The sequence below is a fragment of the Saccharopolyspora rosea genome (assembly GCF_025643595.1).
GTDB lineage: Bacteria > Actinomycetota > Actinomycetes > Mycobacteriales > Pseudonocardiaceae > Saccharopolyspora > Saccharopolyspora rosea.
On sequence record NZ_CP102826.1, the window covers coordinates 5,841,256 to 5,860,167 of the forward strand.

Genomic DNA, 18,912 nt, shown 5'->3' on the forward strand with positions numbered 1-18,912 from the left:
GGCCCCACGGCCGCGGTGACCCCGGGTTGCCGAGGCCGCCCCACCGCCCCACCCTCCGGAAGGGGAACTCGACGTGCGGAGGCGGCGGTGGCTGATTCGGAGACCTTCGTGGTGGTCGGCGCCGGGATGGCCGGGGCCAAGACCGCGGAGGCGCTGCGCGACCAGGGGTTCGACGGACGCATCGTGCTGATCGGCGACGAACGGCACCGCCCGTACGAGCGCCCGCCGCTGTCCAAGGGCTACCTGATGGGCCAGTCCGATTTCGACAGCGCCTACGTGCACTCCCCGAACTGGTACACCGACAACCGCATCGACCTGCAACTGGGCACGCCCGCGAGGCGGATCGACCGGGCGCTGCGGCACGTCGAGCTGGCCGACGGCACCCGGGTCGACTACGACAAGCTGCTGCTGGCGACCGGTGCCACCCCGCGCTCGCTGCCGATCCCGGGCACCGACGCCGACGGAGTTCTGCTGCTGCGCCGCGTGGAGGACTCCGACCGCATCAAGCGCACGCTCGCCCGCATCGAGCGGTTGGTCGTGGTCGGCGCGGGCTGGATCGGGCTGGAGGTCACCGCGGCCGCCCGCGAGGCCGGTGTCGAGGTCGCGGTCGTCGAGACCGCCGAGCTGCCGCTGCTGCGGGTGCTGGGCCCGGAGGTCGCCCGGGTGTTCGCCGATCTGCACCGCGAGCACGGCGTGGACTTCCGCTTCGGGAGCCAGGTCCGCGAGATCACCGCCGCGGGCGGCGCGGTCACCGGCGTCCGCCTCGCCGACGGCGCGGAGCTGGCGGCCGAGGCGGTGCTGATCGCCGTCGGCGTCGAACCGGACGTCGCGCTGGCCCACGACGCCGGACTGCGCGTGGAGGACGGGATCGTCGTGGACTCGTCGCTGCGCACCGGCGACCCCAACATCGTGGCCGCGGGCGACGTCGCGAACGCCTTCCACCCGCTGCTGGACCGGCAGCTGCGCGTGGAGCACTGGGCGAACGCGCTCCACCAGCCGACCACCGCGGCGGCGTCCATGCTCGGGCGCGACACCCGGTACGAAGCGCTGCCCTACTTCTTCACCGACCAGTACGACCTCGGCATGGAGTACCTCGGGTACGTCGAGCCCGGCGGCTACGACCAGGTCGTCTTCCGCGGCGACGTCGCCTCCCGCGAGTTCATCGCGTTCTGGTTGGACAACGGACGGGTCCAGGCGGGCATGAACGTCAACGTCTGGGACGTCGGCGACCGCATCGAAGTGCTCATCACCTCCGGCGCCCTGGTCGACCCGACCCGCCTCGGCGATCCCGACACCCCGCTGGACGAGCTCATCGCCCGCTGACGGCTGCGCGGGGGCCACGCGCGCGCTCGCCGGTTCCCGGACGTGCCGCCGCCGGCTGTCCGATGTGGAGTGCCGGTCGGGGCGCTACCGCTGGACCGCGGCGTGCAGGCCGGCGAGCACGACGTTCAGGCCGAACTCGAAGCGGGCGTCGAAGTCCAGGAGGAGTTCGGCCGGGACGGCGGCCAGGCGCGGGAACTCGCCGCCGCGCACCGCCTCGGTGAGCAGTTCGCGCTCGTCGCCGGTCGAGCCCTGCTGTTCGAGGACCTCGCCGAGCACGTAGCAGAACAGCGTGGTGTTGGCCCATATCGCGGTCGCGGCCGGAAAACCGGCCTCGTGCATGACCGCGAGCGCCGTCTCGACCAGGGTGAGGGTGGGGCGTTTCGCCGCGTAGCTCCCGCCGACGATGCGCGCGCCGTCGCGCTGCTCCAGCAGCACGGCCCGCAGGCCCCGCGCGAGGGAGGCGGCGGACTCCCGCCAGTCAACGCCGTCGCCCGGGGCGGCGATGCGCTCGGGAACCGCGGCGAGCAGCGTCTCGGACATCTCGTCGAGCAGCGCCCGCTTGGAACCGAAGAGCCGGTAGATCGTCGGCAACTGCACGTCGAGGCTGGTGGCGAGCCGGCGCATGGTGAGCGAGTCGAGCCCGTCGGAGTTGACCAGCGCGAGCGCCGCGCGCGCCACCGTTTCCGCGCGCACCGGTCGGTCGCGCCGTCGTCCGGCTCCCGTTGACATGTTATCGATGATAACACTACTGTCGGTTTTGGTCCTGATAACATCGTTAACACTGGAGCGGCCATGACGAGTGCGGCCCCGGCACGACCGAGCACCGCGCCGACCGACCTGGTGGTGCTGGTGCGCCAACTGCGGTGGGAATCCACCGGCGTCGTCTCCGTCGAGTTGTGCGCCGCGGACGGGAACCCGCTCCCGCCGTGGCAACCCGGCGCCCACATCGACCTGGTGCTGCCGACCGGGATCACGCGCCAGTACTCGTTGTGCGGTTCGCCCGCGGACCGCGACCACTACCGCATCGCGGTGCTCCGCGAGCGCCGCAGTCGCGGCGGTTCGGAGTACGTGCACGCGTTCCTGCGGCCGGGACAGCCGGTCCGGGTCCGCGGGCCCCGCAACAACTTCGGCTTCGAGCCGGCGGATTCGTACCTGTTCATCGCGGGCGGTATCGGGATCACCCCGATCCTGCCGATGGTGCGGCGGGCCGAGGAGCTCGGTGTGCCGTGGCGGCTGGCCTACGGCGGGCGCACCGCGGGATCGATGGCCTTCCTCGGGGAACTGCGCGAGTACCGGGACAGGGTGTGGCTGCACCCCTCGGACCGGGCAGGGCGGATACCGCTCGGCGAGTGGCTGGACCATCCCGAGGACGGCACCGCCATCTACGCGTGCGGGCCGGAACCCCTGCTCCGCGCGGTCGAGAGCGCAGCCGCGCACTGGGCTCCGGGCAGTCTGCACCTCGAACGGTTCAGGGCCCGGCCCAAGCCGGAACTGCCGAACTCGGAGTTCGAGGTGGAGTGCGCCCGGTCGCACCGCACCGTGACCGTTCCCGCCGACCGCAGCGTTCTCGACGCGCTGGAGGGCGCCGGCCTGCCGGTTGCCGGGTCGTGCCGGGAGGGGGTCTGCGGCACCTGCGAGACCCGGGTGCTCGGCGGAACCCCGGAACACCGCGACGACATCCTGTCCGGTCCGGAACGCGAAGCCGGCGAGCGCATGTTCATCTGCGTTTCCCGCTCGTGCGGCCCGAAACTGACGCTCGACATCTAGGGAGGACGATGAGCAGCGCGCGACGCGGTGCGCCGGAACGCACCGCAGCGGACGACTACCGCCCCATCGACATGACCCGGGTCCGCGAAGTGCTGGGGCATCCGCCGCGGTTCATCGCGGAGAAGAAGCAGCCCCACGTCGGCGAGTTCGCCGCCCGGTTCATCGCGCACAGCACGTTCTTCTGCCTCGCCACCGCCGACGCGGAAGGCCGGGTCGACACCAGCCCGAGGGGCGACCCACCCGGTTCGGTGCGGGTGCTCGACCCGTGGACGCTGGCCATCCCGGACCGCCCGGGCAACCGGCTGGCCGACACGTTCGAGAACCTCACCCGCAATCCGCGCGTCGGCCTGATGTTCCTCGTGCCGGGGATCCGCGAGGTCATGCGGGTCAACGGGGACGCCTTCGCCACCGACGATCCCGACCTGCTCGCCCAGCTCGGCGCCGAGGGCAAGCCGGCGGTGCTGGCCATCGTGGTGCGAGTGCGCGAGGTGTTCGCCCAGTGCGGCAAAGCCGTCATCCGCGCGCGGTTGTGGGAAGCCGACGAGCGCGGCCTCGCCGACGCGCTCACCCTCGGCGGCGACTTCTACACCATGACCGTCGCCGAGAACGCCGGGAAGATGGCCGACGCACTCGGCGACCAGCTCGGCGGCATCACCGCGATGGCCGAGGAGAACTACCGGAACGAGCTGTACTGAGCTGGCGCCGCACCGCTGCGCCGATCTCGTTCGGCGTAGCAGCTGGGAACCGGTGGCGACGGCTGGTTCTGGACGGTCGGGCGGATCGAGGTCGGCCATTCGGCCCGATCTCGCTGATCCCCGCGTTGCTCACCAGGACATCGAGGCGACCGAACTCGTCCACCGCCTTGCCGACGAGTCGCCGCAGATCCTCCCGGTCGGTGACATCGACGGTGCAGGCGAAGGGATCGATCCGCCAATCCGATGCATGTCTGAAACCACCTGGAAAACCCGGTGCACCGCGGCTTCTTCATCGCGTGCTTTGCAGCAGCAGAACCGCGTATTCGTCTCCGGCCTGCGGCTCCTGCCTGATCAACCCGACTCGTTCGGCGACCCGGATCGCTGCGGTGTTCCACGGGCGCGTTTCCACGAGGACCGGCCAGTCCGGATGCGCGGTCGCGGCAGCGCTGATCGCTTCGCGGGCCATCTCGGTTGCTATCCCGATCCCCCACAAGCCGGGAAACACGCGGTAGTACAGGTTCCAACAGCGGCGACCCCGCCAGAGCTTCGGCTGGACCCCGCCGAATCCCGCGACCTCTCCCCGGAACAGGATCGTCCAGTAGCCGAGTTCGCCACGCTCCCACACGGAACAGAACTCGGCGAGGTACTTGGCGGACGCGGCGAGGTCCGGAGGTTCGCGTGGTGGGTCTTCACGTTCCCGAAGCGAAGCTTCCAACGCCGCGAAAGCGCCCAAGTCCGCCGCGGCCACGCGGCGGAGCCGCAGCCTGGCAGTGGAACCCTCGAACGCACCCATGCGGGCAAAGTAGCCTGTCGCGTCAACCGCGAATCCGCATCATGGCGGTCGCCCTCCAGGCCGATCACACGGCCTGGTGCAGACCAGGACAGCGACCAGTCAGCTCCACCCCGAGCGCCCAGCAGTCGAAGACCGGCGCGTGATCCGACCAGCGCTGGTCGCACCGAGCCGGCCGCGCGCGGCCGCGACGACTAGTTCTGGACGGTCGGGCGGAGGGTGATCTCGCCGATCTCGACTTCGTGGGGCTGTTCGACGGCGCAGGCGACGGCGCGGGCAACGGCTGCCGGCTCCATGGCGAACTCGTCCACCTTGCGCCGGATCTGCTCGCGGACCCGGGGGTTGTCGATGGAGTCCGCGAGTTCGGTGCGCACCATCCCGGGTGACACCGATGTCGTCCGCAGGACCCCGTCGGTCGATTCCTGCCGCAGTCCTTCCAGGAGCGTGCGGACGGCGTTCTTGGTCCCGGCGTAGACCGCCTGCGCGGGGACGATCTTCAGGCCGGAGGTCGACACCGTGGTCACGAGGTGACCACGCCCCTGTCGGCGGAACACCGGGAGCGCCGCGGCGATGCCGTGGAGCACCCCGCGGAGGTTGACGTCGATCATCGCCGACCACCCGTCGACGTCGAGGTCGGCCACCGGCCCGGTCTTGCTGATCCCCGCGTCGCTCACCAGCACATCGAGCCGACCGAACTCGTCCAGCGCCCGACCGGCGAGTCGTTCGAGGTCCTGCCGGTCGGTGACATCGGTGGTGCACGTGAGGGCACGACCACCGCCTTCTCGGATCTCCCGGGCGATCTCGTCGAGCCGCGCGGCGCGGCGGCACCGGCGCTGCTGGCCGAGCACGAGCCGCTCGACGCCCTCGCGCGCTGGTTCGACCGGCTGGTGGACTACGCGCGGGTCAAGCGCGGAGTGATCGCCGCGGTCGAGGTGGGGGTGTGGCGGGAGTCACCGCGCACAGCCTCGGCCCGATCGGCGATGCGGTGACGACGCTTCTCGACGCGGGCAGAGCAGACGGCACCATCCGCCCCGACGTCGACGCCCGCGACGTCATCCTCCTCGTCGGCTACCTGTCCCGACTCGACGACACCGAGTGGGACACCCGCGCCCGCCACCTGCTCGACCTCGTCCTCGACGGACTGCGCCGCCGCGACTGAGGAACCACCCGGACACCGTGGCCGCGCGAGCGATACCGGGTGGATGGACGAGCGTCCGGGGCGGTGGCACAACAGTGCACGATGTCGGAACCCGGCTGGCAGTGCGGAGCAACGCTGGGCATTGATGCGATCTGCAACGCACCGGCCGCGAGTCCGAGTCGCCGCGTGCACCCAGCTGAGAACATGAGCGCATGGGGATCGTGCCCGGCGATTTCGAGTTGACCATGGACGAGTTGCGCGTGGTCGCTCGCTACGCAGTGGACAGCGCCGAGGAGGTGCTGAGCATCTTCGAGCAGGTTCACCCCGACGACCGAAGACCACGTGCAGCCGTCGAAGCGGCGTGGATCTTTGCCGGCGGTGCCAACCGAACGATGCTGCAACGAACCGCCGCCCTTGATGCACACCGGGCCGCCAAGGACGCGACCACCGAGGCAGCCAAGCACGCCGCGCACGCCGCCGGTGACGCCGCCTCCGCCGCGTACCTGCACCCCATCGCCAAAGCGACCCAGGTCGGACACATCCTGCGCGCCGCCGCGCACGCGGCACGCGCGGCCGAGCTGTCCGCCGGGGGCGATCCGAGCGTGGGAGACCAGCGCATCGAGCGGGCTCGTCAGCGCGCACTACCTGCTCTTGTCGACGTGCTCGGGCGCTATCCGCCCGCACCCGCCGGCAAGAGCCGGGTCGCACAGCTCATGCAGACCTTGGACGCGTCGTTGCGGTCGCCCTCCGGGCCGACCACGCGGTCTGGCGCAGACCACGGCGGCCCGCCGCGCGATCAGCCAGCTTGACCGCCCACCGCCGTGCCAAGCGCCGGTTCCCGTCAGCCTCGCGGCTGCCCCTGGCGAACTGGTGGCCCGTCTCGACCGCCGGTGTCATCGACGGGAGATCTTGGGCGCCTGGAAGTCGAAGACCACCGTCACCGGTGCGTGATCCGACCAGCGCTGGTCGTAGCTCGGGGCCTTCTCCACCCGGGCCTCGACGGCGCGGTCGGCCAGTGCGGGCGTGGCGACGTGGTAGTCGATCCGCCAGCCGATTGAACTTGTCGAAGGCGACATCGACTGGGCACTACAAGAGCTAAGACTTCAACAGTGTCCGCAGAACATCAGCTAGCCCTGGGAGTCGCTCGGTGAGGACCTGCCAGACCAGCGCGTCGTCGACTGTCGCGTATCCGTGTATGAGGATGTTGCGGAACGCCACGATACGAGCGAGATCCGGCACTTGAGCGGCGAGTTCTGGATCCACCTTGGAAAGCTGGTTGAGAGCCTCGCCGATGATCTCGAACTGCCGCTCAACGGCGGATCGCAGCATGGCGTTCGCTTGATAACCAGCAAAATCCTCGCCCTTGCTGAAGCCTCTCAGTAACTCTGCCGCTTGCAGCGCATCCCAGAGGTAGGCACGAGCATCACGCTGCATAGAGGAGTTCCCTCGTATCCAGCACCTGCTGCTTGAAGTAGGGGTTGCGAATGCTGGTAGCGCTCACGAGATCGACCGGGCGACCGAGGATCCGTTCCAACCCTTCCTTCAGATCGAAGTACGTACCGAAGTAATCGAAGCCGGGGCCGGTGTCGAATTCGACCAGCACGTCGACGTCACTGGCCTCGACGTCGAACGAGTCACCCACACCGGAACCGAACAGGTCGAGACGACGGACCGAGAGCGCGCGACACAGCTCTTCGATCTCACTGCGCTTCTCTTCGATCAGTTCGTGCATGACCTGCACCTCCCGACACGATTGTGCCCGACCGAAGCGGATAGGTCACCTCGCAGGAGGAATCGCTCAGAAGTCGAAGACCACCGTCACCGGTGCGTGATCCGACCAGCGCTGGTCGTAGCTCGGGGCCTTCTCCACCCGGGCCTCGACGGCGCGGTCGGCCAGTGCGGGCGTGGCGACGTGGTAGTCGATCCGCCAGCCCGAGTCGTTGTCGAACGCCTTGCCGCGGTAGGACCACCAGGAGTACGGGCCGGGGCCCTCCGGGTGCAGGCGGCGGACCACGTCGACGTAGCCGGCCTCGTCGAAGACGTGGCTGAGCCAGGCGCGTTCCTCGGGCAGGAAGCCCGCGTTCTTCTGGTTGCCCTTCCAGTTCTTCAGGTCGATCTCGCGGTGGGCGATGTTCCAGTCGCCGCAGACCAGGACCTCGCGGCCGGCGGCCGCGGCGCGGTCGCGCAGGTCCACCAGGTAGCTCAGGAACTCCTTCATGAAGCGTTCCTTCTCGTCCTGGCGCGGGGTGCCGACGTCGCCGCTGGGCAGGTACAGGCTGCCGACCACCAGTCCCGGCAGGTCGACCTCGACGTAACGTCCACTGGTGTCGAACTCGGCCGAGCCGAAGCCGATGCGGGTCGCCTCCGGGCGGGTGCGGCTGTAGAGCGCGACTCCCGCGCGGCCCTTGAGCGAGCTCGGGGCCAGCACGCCGTGCCACCCCTGTGGTTCGCGCACGTCGCCGGACAGCTGATCGGGCTCCGCGCGGGTCTCCTGGAGGCAGACCACGTCAGCGCCGGTGGCCGCCAACCACTCCAGGTAGCCCTTCTTGGCCGCAGCGCGCAGGCCGTTGACGTTCACCGTCGACACCGTTAGAAAAGCACACACAATTCGATCCTACGAAACCGGCGCCCAGGCCGGGATGACCTGCACCGAGGCGCGGCGCCGCTTTCCGGGCGAGGCGCCCGGGACGATCTCGATCCGCTTGATCAATCACCAGCGAAGCGACCTACCTGCGCGGCCGGATCGACTGGGCCAGCACACAACCCTGGATCGACGAGCTCGCCGACGACCTCCGCGACCTCCACCACCAGGTCGCCAGGCTCGCCGGAACCACCGTGCGTCCGCTCGCGCCCTGCCCGGACTGCAACCGGCCCGCTGTGGCCGGTCGGCGACACCGACACGATCGCCGTGCGGTGCGGTATCTGCGGCAGCTCCTACGACGGGCTCGACCTGCTGAACCTCGGGCAGCAGGCCGCATTCGAGAGGGCCGGGGCCGCATGATCGGGCGACCTCCCAGTGCACTCGACGTGTCGCGCTGGAGCAGCACCGCCAGCAGCATGATCCGGCCCATGAGATCACCCCTGACCTTGACCAGCTGCGCGCGAGCATGGAACCCGCGAAGGCCGCCGAAGCCCAGTTCTGGGCGCGTACTGCCGAGCTCGGCATCCCCGACGGCCAAGCCTGGGACGCGCTCCGCGTCGTGCTCGGCGAAATCCAGGACCGCCTCGCCGCCGATCCTGCACGGAAGCCGGAACTGTGACCCGTTACATGTTCCAACGCCGTGGCGCGGGAAGCCGACGGTTTCCCGCTGAACTGGCAAGACTTCCGATGGAGTGCTTATCCCTGTTCGACGACGTCACTCGCCCGGCGGGCGGTAGCCGAGCTCCTTCGACACGGCCTCGTCGACCTCGGCGGGAGTCATCAGGACGACGGTATCGGTGCGAGCGGCACCGGAGCCGCTGACGGCCAGTCCGATGGACGCCGCCGAGGCGTTGTCCGGCAGGTCGACGATGACGTAGGTGTCGTAGTCGCCGAAGGCGAAGTAGAACGACTCCAACTTGCCGCCGAGCTTCTCCGCCACGCTCCGGATGGCGTCCACCCGGGCAGTGCCGCCTTTCTTGCGCAGACCTTTGACACCCTCGGCGGTGTAGGCCGCTCGCACCAGGTACTTGGTCACTTCGATCACGCCCTCGATCTGTCGTTCGTAGGCAGCAAAATTGCTGGTCGTCGTGAAGCGCGATGCCGTCGATGGGATGCGCGCAAACGCTCTACCCTGAACGGGTCCGAAAGCCGAACGACGCACCAATGATCCACAGTGGAGTTCGAAAGTGACAACCCGTCCGTCGATCGTCCGCTACCGCGACGGCCGCACCCTGGTCGACAGGGCGAGCCTCGCCCGGCTCACCGGCCGCTCCGTGCACACCATCCGCGGCGCCTGCCCCGTCGCCGACCGAGACCGCACCGGACGCCCCCTCTACGACGCCCAGCACTGCGCGCAGATCCTCGCCGCGGTCCGCACCCGCAAGCGCCGCAGCGGGTCAGCGCCTCAGTGCGACGGGCACAGGTAGGTCTCGGCGTTCCCGACGATGTACGTCGCCATCTCCGCCACCGCGTGCCCGTTGGTCTGCCGAATCTCCCGTGCCACCTCCGCCGGAGTGCGTCCGCCCTCTAGTTCTGCGCACACGCGGCGCGCGAGGTCGAGGGTCTTCTCGTCGCCGTACCCGTGGATCCCGGACCCGACCTCCGACGCCTTCCGGTACACCGCGTTGAGGTAGTCCTGTTCGTCCTGCGGCAAGTCGGTGCTCGCCGCGACCTCACCGCCACACGACGCGAGCGCTGGAGCCAGGGCCACACCCAGAAGAACGGGCAAAATTCGCGAAATAATCGCATCGCGAAAGTGCTTCGCCAGTCGGTCACCGCGACCGCAGTAGCACTCCTGGGGGTTCTCGCGATGGGTGGCGCCGCGGGCGCCGCACCGCAGGCCGTAGCCGAAGATCTGCCCGTGCCGTCGGGTTACGGTCCGGTCGGGGAGCCGTATTACCTCGATTTCAGCCACGAGGCACAGATGGCCGTGGCCTCCGGAATCCCAGCTACCGCTTCCGGTGCCATCTGCCTTACGACGAGCGGAGCGGCATGCACCATCTCAGGACCGGTGGCGGCAATTGCCACTCCTTTCGTATCCGGGGCCGTGGTGTGTCCGAACAACGGCATCCGTCGGCTCCACTTCCAGGATTACAGCGTCCCTCCGACGGGAGTCCCGACACCTGGGGTGCAGCCAAAGCTCATCGGCAATGAATGCGTTCCTCCACCGCCGAAATAACTGAACCACGCACCCGACTGAAGAGCCCGGTTATGCTGCTGACCCAGCTGCATAACCGGGCCCTATTTTGCTGTCCATCCACGACTTCACCGCGCATGAATGAACCCGCGCTGACAATTCAGGTTTCATGTCGGCGCGGGTTGCTGGGGATCTGGTTGCCACCGAACGCCGGGTCTGCTGGGTTCATGCCGTACCAGTGTTGGTCCGGCGAGCCGCCCCATGTGGTCGGATCCGGGCTCGCGGCGAGGTGGATCGCGTCGTCACGGGACGTTCCAGCCCACACGTGATCCGCGGGTACCCCCAAGTCCCCAGCGTGTTCGACCCCCACGCCAGGGGAGCCGAGGAAGGCGATGTCGTCTGCGTGCAAGCCGTGATCGCGTGAGGCATAGCCGACCACCGTGGAACCGTAGCTGTGCCCCAAGACTGTGTTGTGTGACGGCGGGCCGTCATGGGTGACGCGGAGTCCCTGCTGGAAGTCGGCGAGGTCTTTCTCAGCTCCCCGCGCATAGTGTTCCTCCGCCGCACCGGGCACGAGACTGTTCGGCGACTCGTAGCCCTCCGAGACGATCGTCGCGACCTTCTGGTCTGGCGCGATCTGCTGCGCACGGTCGAGGACGGCCTGGTTGTTACCCAGATCGCCTTTGACGCCGCCAACTGGGTGTCCAGCGGGTCCTTCGAATCTATGATCTGGCGCTGTTCCTTCCGTATCTCGTTCAGCTTGTTCAGAATCGATTGCTTAGCGGAGGCCAGAAGGAGATGGACGCCGTCTACGAAGTCCCTGTGAGAGACCCCCTGCAAGGGAGAACGCACGAGGTACGAGCTCGATGGCGCCGCGTGGCGGAAGTCGTCACGCAGCGCTGGCAGCGGCCAGTGCGTCGAGGTCGCGCAGAACCTGGCCCACGTGGCCGCGGTGCGCGACTCGAAGAACCCGCACGAGACCGCGCTGGTCTTCGGCAAGGAGAACTTCGCCAACTTCCTCACCGACATCAAGCGCGGCAAGTTCGACCTCTGAGGCACGACACCAACGGGCCCCGTCGATCCCGACGGGGCCCGTTGCTTGATCGCTCTACCTGCGGTTATCGCCGTCTCCTCGGCTGTGTGTCTTGCCAACGTTCACGGTCGACACAGTCAGCACGGCACCGAGGGTAACGACGCCGAACCGGCGGGCCCGGTCCGGTGTGGTCCGGCGCTCGCGGCAGGACCGGTGCGGCGACCGACCGTGCTCAGCCCACTCCGGCGGGTTTGCGGGTCCGGCGGCGGTGGCGGCGACGGGAGCGCTTCGGAGCGGCCGGGCGTTGCCAGAGCCACATGCAGACCCGGGCACCGCCGAGGCTGGAGCGGTCGAGACCGATGCGGCCGCCGGTGGATTCGGCGACGCGGCGCGCGATGTCCAGGCCGAGGCCGGTGGAGCCGGCGCTGCTGCGGCCCCGCTGCACCGCCTCGGCGAGCTCGGCGACACCGGGACCGGCGTCCTCGACGACCACGCTGACCACGCCCTCGCTCCGCTGCAACGACACGACGAACTCGGTGCCCTCCGGGGTGTGCCGGAACACGTTGCCGACGACCGAATCGACCGCCGCGGCCAGTTCCGCGCGCGGCACCGGGACCTGCACCGACCCGGTCGCGCCGCGCAACCGCCACGGGCGCTGCTGGTCCTCGGCCAGCGCGGACCAGAACTCCAGGCGTTCCCGGAGCAGCTCGGCCGCGTCGCACTCGGACTCCTCGCCGGGATCCGCGCGGCGGGCGCTGGTGATGACCGCGTCCACCTCGCTCTCCAACCGCTCGACGGCCTCCCGGGTCTGCTCGGCGGCCGGGTCGTCACCGAGCGCCTCGGCGTTGAGCCGCAACGCGGTCAGCGGGGTGCGCAGCCGGTGCGAGAGATCGGCGGCCATCTCGCGCTCGGCGGTCAACAGTTGGCGCACCCGGTCGGCCATGGTGTTGAACGCCCGCCCCGCTTCCTCCAGTTCGGGCGGTCCGCTCGGGTGCACGCGCACCGTGAGGTCCCCGGCACCGAGCGCGGACGAGGCGTCGGCGAGCCGCCGGGACGCGCGCACCACCCGCGCCGCCAGCCGGTCGGCGATCAACACCGAACCCGCGACCAGGAACAACCCGACCGCGGCGAGCACCAACCAGGCCCGCAGCACGCCGCGCGACTGGAGTTCCTCGGGCACGAAGACCTCGGCGAGCGCGGTGCGCCCGCCGTCCAGCGCGATCGGCTGCACGAAAGCCGTGCCACCGCGGACCGGCACCGTCGAGGCGCGCACCTCGGAGATCGCCAGCCGCACGGCGTGCGCGTCGACGCGGGGAGCGCCGACCACCCCACCGCCCGGCAGGTACACCGCGAGGCGTCCGTCCTGCCCGGCCGGGGTGCTCGCGACGGCCTTGCCGACCAGGCCGCGGTCGGTCGTGGTGGACAGCACGGGCGCCAGCGCCACCGCCTGGCGTTCCGCGTCGGTGATCGCCTGATCGCGCGCCATCTCCCGGACCACCAGGCCGAGCGGGATGAGGAACGCCAGCGCGACCATCGAGGTCACGGCGAGGAAGACCAGCGCGAGCGAGCTCCTCATTCCGGGCACACCAGCTTCACGCCGACACCGCGCACCGTGTGCAGGAACCGGGGCTGCGCCGCGCTTTCGCCGAGCTTGCGGCGCAGCCAGGACAGGTGCACGTCGATGGTCTGGTCGTCCCCATAGGACTGCCGCCACACCTTGGCGAGCAGTTCGCGGCGCGGCACCACCCGTCCCGGCCGGGCGGCGAGGTAGGCGAGCAGGTCGAACTCGCGGCGGGTCAGTTCGAGTTCGGCGCCGTCCAACCGGGCCACCCGGCTGTCCAGGTCGATGTGCAGCCCGCCGACCTCCACCAGCTGCGCGGGCTGCGCGCCGCGGGCGCGGCGCAGCACCGCGTCGATGCGCGCGTTGAGGTGCTCGCCGGAGAACGGCTTGACGATGTAGTCGTCCGCGCCCGCGCGCAGCAGCCGCACGATCTCCCGCTCGTCGTCGCGGGCGGTCGCGACGATGGTGGGGGCGTCGGAAACGCCGCGGATCATCTTGAGCGTCTCCCCACCGTCGAGGTCGGGCAGGCCGAGGTCGAGGATGATGACGTCCGGCGGGTGTTCGGCGACCTCGCGCAGCGAAGCGAGCGCGGTGCCGACGCTGCGCACCACCCGGTCGCGGGCGGTCAGGTCGCGGATCATCGCGGCCCGCACCACCGGGTCGTCCTCGACAACAAGAACCACAGCCATGGCGAGGACGCTACCCAAAAGCCCGAGAGTTTCTCGTCTTCTGGTCGGCGGACGCCCCCGGGGCAGGCCGCGAACGGCGAGCGAGCGTTCGGTCGCGACGATCCGGGGTGGTTGCGCCGGACCCCGCAGCCGGGCCAGGATGTCGCTCCCGTGCGCGTCAAACGAACCCTCACCTACGTCGGCGCCTGGCTGGCCGCGACGACGGCCGCGGTGACCGTGACGTGGCTGGGGGTGCGCGACGTGATGCGCGGCGCGGTGATCGACCAGCCGGACGCGATCCCGGTGCTGCGCCCGGTCTCCGCCCCGGCCGATCCGCCCCCGCAACCACCACCGGCCCCGCCTCCCCCGCCGGATCCGGTGTCGACGCCGCCGGTCCCGCAGCAGGCGGCGCCGCCTCCCGAGCCCACCGACGACGTGCGCGGCTACGACGTCCTGGGCGGACAGGTGGTGCTCGCGGTGAGCCCGGACGGCGCGGAACTGGTCTCGGCCACGCCGAACCAGGGCTACACGGTGCAGACCTGGCAGAACGAGGGTTGGCTGCGCGTCGAGTTCACCCGCGGCGAGCACGGTTCGACGGTGATCGCGAGCTGGTACGAGCACCCGACGACCGTCGAGCGGTTCGAGCACTGACCGGCGGTCCACAGTGGGCGGGCGTGCGCTCGGCGAATGCCCCGAAACGGGATACGCACAGGTAACTTGCCGCGACGGGGTCGACTGACCACGCCGTTCGACTAAGATCCCCCCGGTAACGATCCGGCGGCCGGGAACGACTCACCGATCGCACGATCACTCACCGGGAGGTCTCGACGTGACCACGGATGGTGCCGCGGGCAGCGGCCCCACCGCTCGTCGGCTGGTGCTCGGCAGCCAGCTGCGCAGGTTGCGCGAAGCGAACGGGATCTCCCGCGAGGACGCCGGTTATTCGATCCGCGGCTCCGGGTCCAAGATCAGCCGGATGGAGCTCGGCCGCGTCGGGTTCAAGGAACGCGACGTCGCCGACCTGCTCACGCTGTACGGGGTGACCGAGGAGTCCGAACGGGAGTCGCTGCTGGAACTGGTGCGGCGCTCCAACGAACCGGGCTGGTGGCACCGCTACAGCGATCTGATGCCCACCTGGTTCTCCGACTTCGTCGGCCTGGAGGAGTCGGCTTCCCGGATCCAGACCTACGAGCTGCAGTTCGTACCCGGTCTGCTGCAGACCGAGAACTACGCCCGCGCGGTCGCCTCGCAGGGCCGCCCGGAGTCGTCCTCCGACGAGATCGACCGCCGGGTGCGGCTGCGGATCCAGCGCCAGCGCATCTTCTCCCAGCCCCGGGCACCGCGGCTGTGGGCGGTGATCGACGAGTCGGTGCTGCACCGGCCGATCGGCGGTTCCAAGGTGCTGCGCGAGCAGATCGAGCACTTGCTGGAGATGACGCGGTTCCCCACGGTGTCGCTGCAGGTGCTGCCGTTCAACCTGGGCCGGTCGGCGGCCGAGGGCGCGTTCACCATCCTGCGGTTCGCCGAGCCGGAGATCCCCGACATCGTCTACCTGGAACACCTCTGCGGTGCGTTGTATCTGGACAAGCCGGACGAGGTCGAGGTCTACAGCAAGGCCAGCCACCGGTTGGCCGTGGACGCGCACACTCCCGAGCAGACCCGCCGCACGCTGGCGGCAGCGCTGAAGTCCCTGTAACGACGGGACACCTCCGGGGTCACTCCGCTACGAACATCGAGTGATCAAGATCTCAATCGTGATGCACGTGCATTCACTCGTGCAGCGACGGCTGTTACATTTCGTTGCACGGTCATCTGCACGTGCAGACGGCCGTGCAACGAGAGTCGGGGAGGGTGGGGATTCTGATGACGGAGATCCACAACGGAATGCCCGCGCAGCAGATGCCGAACGTCGTGTGGCGCAAGAGCCGCCACAGCGGGTCGGTCGGCAACTGCGTTGAGGTGGCACCACTGGTCAATGGCGGGATCGCCGTCCGCAACTCGCGCTACCCCGACGGCCCGGCGTTGGTCTACAGCCGGGCCGAGATGGCCGCGTTCCTGCACGGAGCCAAGGACGGCGAGTTCGACGATCTGATCGCCTGAGCTCGGCGCCGGCCCGGCGCGGAGCCGAAGAGAAACGGTGGCGCCATGAACGACATCACGACCGGTCTGCAGACCCTGGTGGCCCGCGACTTCCAGTTCGCGCATCCGCGCGACGCCGCCGGCGCGCTGGTCGCCGTAGTCGGAATCCGCGTGCATCACGGCGTTTTCGACATCATCCAGCTGTTCGGCGAGAACGACGCCGACGCTGCCCGGGTGCCCGGGGACGAGGTGGACGTGCTGTGCCCGTCCCGGGTGCTGTGGCGGACCACGGGCCCGGCGCGCGACGTCATCCAGGAACTGCTGGCGTTGCGCGATCCCGCCCCCGAGGTCGGTGTGCACGGCAGCGGGTGCTGGCTGCCGACGAACGCCGGCCGGTCGTCCTGGCTCGCCGTCACGGCCTGAGGGCGCGGCGGAGCACGACCAGCCACGGTGGACAGCGCCGGGGGGAGCGCCGGGAGCCCCCGCCCGGTGCGGCGCCGTCCGCTCGTTCCGGTGCGGCTGGTCGAGGGGTTCGCGACGTGCCGTCCCCCGTCCGGCACGTCGCGAACCTCCGGGAACTGGCGCCGCTTTCCGGAATTCGGTGGAGCACCGTCCGCCACCTCGGGACCGGCCGAACACGGACGGGGAAAACCCTTGCACCGCATGCGACTGGGGCGCCGAGCACTGCTGACCGGAGCGGCCTGACGCGGTCGCGAGTCCGGTGCGGGCAGGACTCCCGGTCGGCGGAGTGGTGCCCTCACCGCTGGGCCTTGCGCACCAGTTCGAGGGTTTCCTCGTCGGTCAGACCGAGATGCCGTGCGGCGTCGACGAGTTCGCGCGCCTGCGCTCGCACGCGGACCAGACCCGACCGGGCGTCGCCGGTGATCGTCGCGCCGCGCCCGCGGCGCAGCTCCACGACCCCTTCGTCGCGGAGTTGCTGGTACCCGCGCAGCACCGTGTGCACGTTGATCCCGAGCGCCTTGGCGACCTCCCGGGCCGGTGGCAGCGAGTCGCCGGGGCCGACCAGTCCCTTGGCGATGCCCGCTCGCACCGACGCCGCGACCTGGTCGCCGAGCAGCACCGGGGACGAAGTGTCCACCGTGATCAGCACGACGCGCCCCGCGTCCGGTCGAGCATGGTGTTGACCAGCCCGGCCGCGGCGCGAGCGCGCTGCACCGAGCCGACCGAGAACAGGAACTCGTCGCCGTCGGACAACCCCAGCACCAGAGCGTCACCGCCGCGCCCAAGTATCGACACCGGTGCGCGCTGTCAACGCGCGTTCGCCCCCTCGGTTGGCCTGAATCGCGGTGCCGCGGGCGGCCGAATCGTTACGATCCGCCCGGAGAGCGCAGACCCCGGCTCGCGAAGGAGAGGTCCGCATGTCCGAGCCCCAGGACCCGCAGGTGCGGGTGTCCAGCCCAGCGGAACTGGACATGTCGGTGCCGCACGCGGCCCGGGTGTGGAACTACTGGCTCGGCGGCAAGGACTGCTACGCCGTCGACCGGCAGGCCGGCGACGAGTTCCTGGGCGCGTTCCCCGGCATGCGGGCCGCGGCGCAGGCCAGCCGGGGCTGCCTGGGCAGGATGGTGCGGCACCTGGTCACCGAGGCGGGCGTGCGCCAGTTCCTCGACGTCGGCACCGGGCTGCCGACCGCCGAGAACACCCACGAGATCGCCCAGCAGGCCGCGCCGGAGTGCCGGATCGTCTACGTCGACAACGATCCCCTGGTGCTCGCGCACGCCCGCGCGCTGCTGGCCAGCACCCCCGAAGGCGCCACCTGGTACCTGCACGCCGACATCCGCGAACCCGAGTCCATCGTGGACATGGCCGGGGATCTGCTGGACTTCTCCCGGCCGGTCGGGCTGATCCTGTTCGGCATCCTCGGCCTGATCCCCGAATACGACCGCGCGAAGTCCATCGTGGACACTCTGCTGGCTCCGCTGCCGAGCGGGTCGCACCTCGCCCTGTTCGACGTCGACGACACCGATCCGGCCGCCGTCGACGCGGCCCGGCGCTACGCCGAGACCGGCGCGATCCCGTACAACCACCGCAGCCCCGAGGAGATCGCCGGTTACTTCGACGGTCTCGAACTGCTCGCCCCGGGCGTCGTCCGCTGCGGGCAGTGGCGCGGCGACCTGCCGTCCGAGGACACCACCACGCTGGCCGGACTCGCCCGCAAGCTCTGAGCTCGTCTTCTGGGGCGGCGGTGGCCGGTGGCGGAACCTCAAGAGCCTGACTTTGAACTCTTTGTGCGTGGCGGTGCCGGGAGCGGAACCTCAGCGGCCGTCTCGACTGCGGAAGCCCCTCCTGATGTATGCCCAATACACGGCGTCGGGGCTGTCCTCGCGAGACGACCGCTGAGAACCCGCGGCGGTGCCAGTGGCGAGACCGCTCACCGAAAGAGAAAGCGGCTCACGCCGCTTGCCACACCTCTTCCGGGCGCGGGTTCAAAGACAGGCACTCACCGACCTCATGCCTTCTGCATGAGGAAGTAGCCGTTCACGCATGGTCGGTCTTCGATCTTCTTCAGCGGTGGCACGGTGAAGTGGTCGTTCTCGCAGTCGATCACGACCTCGACGTTCTTGCTCCTGTTGTCGTAGGAGACGGTCGTCTCGAACTGGAGCGGCCCGCTGTTGCCCGGGTAGGCGGGTTCGTCGAGCTTGTCCCCACCGCTGTTGGGCTCGTTCCACCAACAGAAGTAGCCGGGCTCGCAATCCGAGTCCGCCCTCGCGGTCGGCCCCCCGGCGGCGTGTGCCGGGAGCGTCGCGCCGAGTCCGGCCGAGACGAGGAACGCGGTTCCCAGCGCGGCGCGAATTGCCTTGGAACGAGTGAACATGAAAATCCCTCCTTGTCAGGAAAAGCGGACTCCAACGAGTCCGCGCGCCATGCTTCCGCAGCGCTCCTGGCGAGATCAATGACGCGGAGCGTCCGTCATACGGATGGCCGCAACTGCCCCTGATTATTCCAATTCCACACAGGACACATAGCATCATCCCAGCGCACGAGCCCTCCCAAATCGGCAGACGTGACCGCGTTCCCGAATTCCTGAATGCTGCGCAGCCTGTTCGCAAAAACGGCGA

26 protein-coding genes and 2 pseudogenes are annotated in these 18,912 nt (G+C 69.7%); 13 read left to right on the forward strand and 15 right to left on the reverse strand.

What is annotated here, in order from left to right; translation table 11 throughout:
- The first annotated feature begins 87 nt into the window (after positions 1 to 87).
- A complete protein-coding gene (locus tag NV263_RS27090) occupies positions 88 to 1,323 on the forward strand; it encodes an NAD(P)/FAD-dependent oxidoreductase (protein ID WP_263249523.1) in 1,236 nt (411 codons plus the stop codon).
- A gap of 84 nt (positions 1,324 to 1,407) precedes the next feature.
- Here the strand turns inward: NV263_RS27090 and NV263_RS27095 are convergent, their stop codons facing one another.
- Positions 1,408 to 2,052: a TetR/AcrR family transcriptional regulator C-terminal domain-containing protein gene (locus NV263_RS27095; protein ID WP_263249524.1), complete on the reverse strand. Its 645-nt coding sequence runs from the start codon at positions 2,050 to 2,052 to the stop codon at positions 1,408 to 1,410.
- Between the two features lie 63 nt (positions 2,053 to 2,115).
- Between NV263_RS27095 and NV263_RS27100 the strand changes: the two genes are divergently transcribed.
- A complete protein-coding gene (locus NV263_RS27100; protein ID WP_263249525.1) occupies positions 2,116 to 3,090 on the forward strand; it encodes a PDR/VanB family oxidoreductase in 975 nt (324 codons plus the stop codon).
- An 8-nt stretch (positions 3,091 to 3,098) separates the two neighbouring features.
- Complete coding sequence (locus NV263_RS27105) at positions 3,099 to 3,785, forward strand: MSMEG_1061 family FMN-dependent PPOX-type flavoprotein (protein ID WP_263249526.1); 687 nt, start codon at positions 3,099 to 3,101, stop codon at positions 3,783 to 3,785.
- Here the strand turns inward: NV263_RS27105 and NV263_RS30770 are convergent.
- From NV263_RS30770 to NV263_RS27120, 3 genes are all read right to left on the reverse strand, one after another.
- On the reverse strand, positions 3,742 to 4,017 hold the full coding sequence (locus tag NV263_RS30770) for an SDR family NAD(P)-dependent oxidoreductase (RefSeq protein WP_397545636.1): 276 nt from the start codon (positions 4,015 to 4,017) through the stop codon (positions 3,742 to 3,744). The genes NV263_RS27105 and NV263_RS30770 overlap by 44 nt on opposite strands.
- 57 nt (positions 4,018 to 4,074) lie before the next feature.
- Positions 4,075 to 4,578 (reverse strand): GNAT family N-acetyltransferase, encoded by a 504-nt coding sequence (locus NV263_RS27115; RefSeq protein ID WP_263249527.1) that lies wholly within the window; start codon positions 4,576 to 4,578, stop codon positions 4,075 to 4,077.
- Between the two features lie 191 nt (positions 4,579 to 4,769).
- Positions 4,770 to 5,423, reverse strand: a complete 654-nt coding sequence (locus NV263_RS27120) for an SDR family oxidoreductase (protein ID WP_263249528.1) — start codon at positions 5,421 to 5,423, stop codon at positions 4,770 to 4,772.
- Between the two features lie 92 nt (positions 5,424 to 5,515).
- Here NV263_RS27120 and NV263_RS27125 point away from each other — a divergent pair, with 92 nt between their 5' ends.
- Together NV263_RS27125 and NV263_RS27130 are read left to right on the forward strand one after the other, a co-directional pair.
- On the forward strand, positions 5,516 to 5,734 hold the full coding sequence (locus NV263_RS27125; protein ID WP_263249529.1) for an SbtR family transcriptional regulator: 219 nt from the start codon (positions 5,516 to 5,518) through the stop codon (positions 5,732 to 5,734).
- Positions 5,735 to 5,925: 191 nt separating this feature from the next.
- A complete protein-coding gene (locus tag NV263_RS27130; protein ID WP_263249531.1) occupies positions 5,926 to 6,522 on the forward strand; it encodes a putative immunity protein in 597 nt (198 codons plus the stop codon).
- Positions 6,523 to 6,606: 84 nt separating this feature from the next.
- Here NV263_RS27130 and NV263_RS27135 read toward each other — a convergent pair.
- The 4 genes and pseudogenes from NV263_RS27135 to NV263_RS27150 form a co-directional block, all read right to left on the reverse strand.
- Positions 6,607 to 6,765 (reverse strand): annotated as a pseudogene (locus tag NV263_RS27135) (exodeoxyribonuclease III); the annotation flags it as partial.
- A 43-nt stretch (positions 6,766 to 6,808) separates the two neighbouring features.
- On the reverse strand, positions 6,809 to 7,147 hold the full coding sequence (locus NV263_RS27140; protein WP_263249532.1) for a HepT-like ribonuclease domain-containing protein: 339 nt from the start codon (positions 7,145 to 7,147) through the stop codon (positions 6,809 to 6,811).
- Entirely contained in the window at positions 7,137 to 7,445 is a 309-nt protein-coding gene (locus NV263_RS27145; RefSeq protein ID WP_263249533.1) for a nucleotidyltransferase family protein, read from the reverse strand. The genes NV263_RS27140 and NV263_RS27145 overlap by 11 nt, the downstream gene beginning before the upstream one ends.
- Positions 7,446 to 7,511: 66 nt before the next feature.
- The gene (locus NV263_RS27150) at positions 7,512 to 8,291 is read right to left on the reverse strand and encodes an exodeoxyribonuclease III (protein ID WP_263249534.1); all 780 of its coding nucleotides are present in this window, start codon (positions 8,289 to 8,291) and stop codon (positions 7,512 to 7,514) included.
- 529 nt (positions 8,292 to 8,820) lie between these two features.
- Here NV263_RS27150 and NV263_RS27155 point away from each other — a divergent pair.
- A complete protein-coding gene (locus NV263_RS27155; protein WP_263249535.1) occupies positions 8,821 to 8,973 on the forward strand; it encodes a hypothetical protein in 153 nt (50 codons plus the stop codon).
- Between the two features lie 96 nt (positions 8,974 to 9,069).
- On the opposite strand, the gene NV263_RS27160 is transcribed toward NV263_RS27155, so the two are convergent.
- Complete coding sequence (locus NV263_RS27160) at positions 9,070 to 9,399, reverse strand: GYD domain-containing protein (RefSeq protein ID WP_263249536.1); 330 nt, start codon at positions 9,397 to 9,399, stop codon at positions 9,070 to 9,072.
- Positions 9,400 to 9,541: 142 nt separating this feature from the next.
- On the opposite strand from NV263_RS27160, the gene NV263_RS27165 reads away from it, so the two are divergent.
- Positions 9,542 to 9,781 (forward strand): hypothetical protein, encoded by a 240-nt coding sequence (locus NV263_RS27165; protein ID WP_263249537.1) that lies wholly within the window; start codon positions 9,542 to 9,544, stop codon positions 9,779 to 9,781.
- Here the strand turns inward: NV263_RS27165 and NV263_RS27170 are convergent.
- Together NV263_RS27170 and NV263_RS27175 are read right to left on the reverse strand one after the other, a co-directional pair.
- Positions 9,760 to 10,269 carry a DUF732 domain-containing protein gene (locus NV263_RS27170; protein WP_263249539.1) on the reverse strand — a complete coding sequence of 170 codons (510 nt, stop codon included), beginning with the start codon at positions 10,267 to 10,269 and terminating at the stop codon, positions 9,760 to 9,762. The two genes, NV263_RS27165 and NV263_RS27170, sit on opposite strands and share 22 nt — an antisense overlap.
- A 382-nt stretch (positions 10,270 to 10,651) precedes the next feature.
- Positions 10,652 to 11,266, reverse strand: a complete 615-nt coding sequence (locus NV263_RS27175; protein WP_317630441.1) for an alpha/beta hydrolase — start codon at positions 11,264 to 11,266, stop codon at positions 10,652 to 10,654.
- A gap of 108 nt (positions 11,267 to 11,374) precedes the next feature.
- Here NV263_RS27175 and NV263_RS27180 point away from each other — a divergent pair.
- Positions 11,375 to 11,545 (forward strand): annotated as a pseudogene (locus tag NV263_RS27180) (DUF397 domain-containing protein); the annotation flags it as partial.
- A 211-nt stretch (positions 11,546 to 11,756) separates the two neighbouring features.
- Here the strand turns inward: NV263_RS27180 and NV263_RS27185 are convergent.
- Both NV263_RS27185 and NV263_RS27190 read right to left on the reverse strand, forming a co-directional pair.
- Entirely contained in the window at positions 11,757 to 13,100 is a 1,344-nt protein-coding gene (locus tag NV263_RS27185) for a sensor histidine kinase (protein ID WP_263249541.1), read from the reverse strand.
- Positions 13,097 to 13,774: a response regulator transcription factor gene (locus NV263_RS27190; protein ID WP_263249542.1), complete on the reverse strand. Its 678-nt coding sequence runs from the start codon at positions 13,772 to 13,774 to the stop codon at positions 13,097 to 13,099. Before NV263_RS27190 ends, NV263_RS27185 begins: the two co-directional genes overlap by 4 nt.
- Before the next feature lie 150 nt (positions 13,775 to 13,924).
- Here NV263_RS27190 and NV263_RS27195 point away from each other — a divergent pair, with 150 nt between their 5' ends.
- From NV263_RS27195 to NV263_RS27210, 4 genes are all read left to right on the forward strand, one after another.
- Positions 13,925 to 14,404, forward strand: a complete 480-nt coding sequence (locus NV263_RS27195) for a hypothetical protein (RefSeq protein ID WP_263249543.1) — start codon at positions 13,925 to 13,927, stop codon at positions 14,402 to 14,404.
- A gap of 178 nt (positions 14,405 to 14,582) precedes the next feature.
- Positions 14,583 to 15,449, forward strand: coding sequence for a helix-turn-helix domain-containing protein (locus NV263_RS27200; protein WP_263249544.1), 867 nt, complete (start codon positions 14,583 to 14,585; stop codon positions 15,447 to 15,449).
- A gap of 167 nt (positions 15,450 to 15,616) precedes the next feature.
- On the forward strand, positions 15,617 to 15,853 hold the full coding sequence (locus tag NV263_RS27205) for a DUF397 domain-containing protein (RefSeq protein ID WP_263249547.1): 237 nt from the start codon (positions 15,617 to 15,619) through the stop codon (positions 15,851 to 15,853).
- 45 nt (positions 15,854 to 15,898) lie between these two features.
- The gene (locus NV263_RS27210; RefSeq protein ID WP_263249548.1) at positions 15,899 to 16,255 is read left to right on the forward strand and encodes a hypothetical protein; all 357 of its coding nucleotides are present in this window, start codon (positions 15,899 to 15,901) and stop codon (positions 16,253 to 16,255) included.
- Between the two features lie 334 nt (positions 16,256 to 16,589).
- Here the strand turns inward: NV263_RS27210 and NV263_RS27215 are convergent, their stop codons facing one another.
- Positions 16,590 to 16,931: a GntR family transcriptional regulator gene (locus tag NV263_RS27215; RefSeq protein ID WP_317630373.1), complete on the reverse strand. Its 342-nt coding sequence runs from the start codon at positions 16,929 to 16,931 to the stop codon at positions 16,590 to 16,592.
- Between the two features lie 280 nt (positions 16,932 to 17,211).
- On the opposite strand from NV263_RS27215, the gene NV263_RS27220 reads away from it, so the two are divergent.
- Positions 17,212 to 18,018, forward strand: coding sequence for an SAM-dependent methyltransferase (locus NV263_RS27220; protein ID WP_263249550.1), 807 nt, complete (start codon positions 17,212 to 17,214; stop codon positions 18,016 to 18,018).
- A 284-nt stretch (positions 18,019 to 18,302) separates the two neighbouring features.
- On the opposite strand, the gene NV263_RS27225 is transcribed toward NV263_RS27220, so the two are convergent.
- Complete coding sequence (locus NV263_RS27225; RefSeq protein ID WP_263249551.1) at positions 18,303 to 18,668, reverse strand: peptidase inhibitor family I36 protein; 366 nt, start codon at positions 18,666 to 18,668, stop codon at positions 18,303 to 18,305.
- Between the last annotated feature and the right edge of the window lie 244 nt (positions 18,669 to 18,912).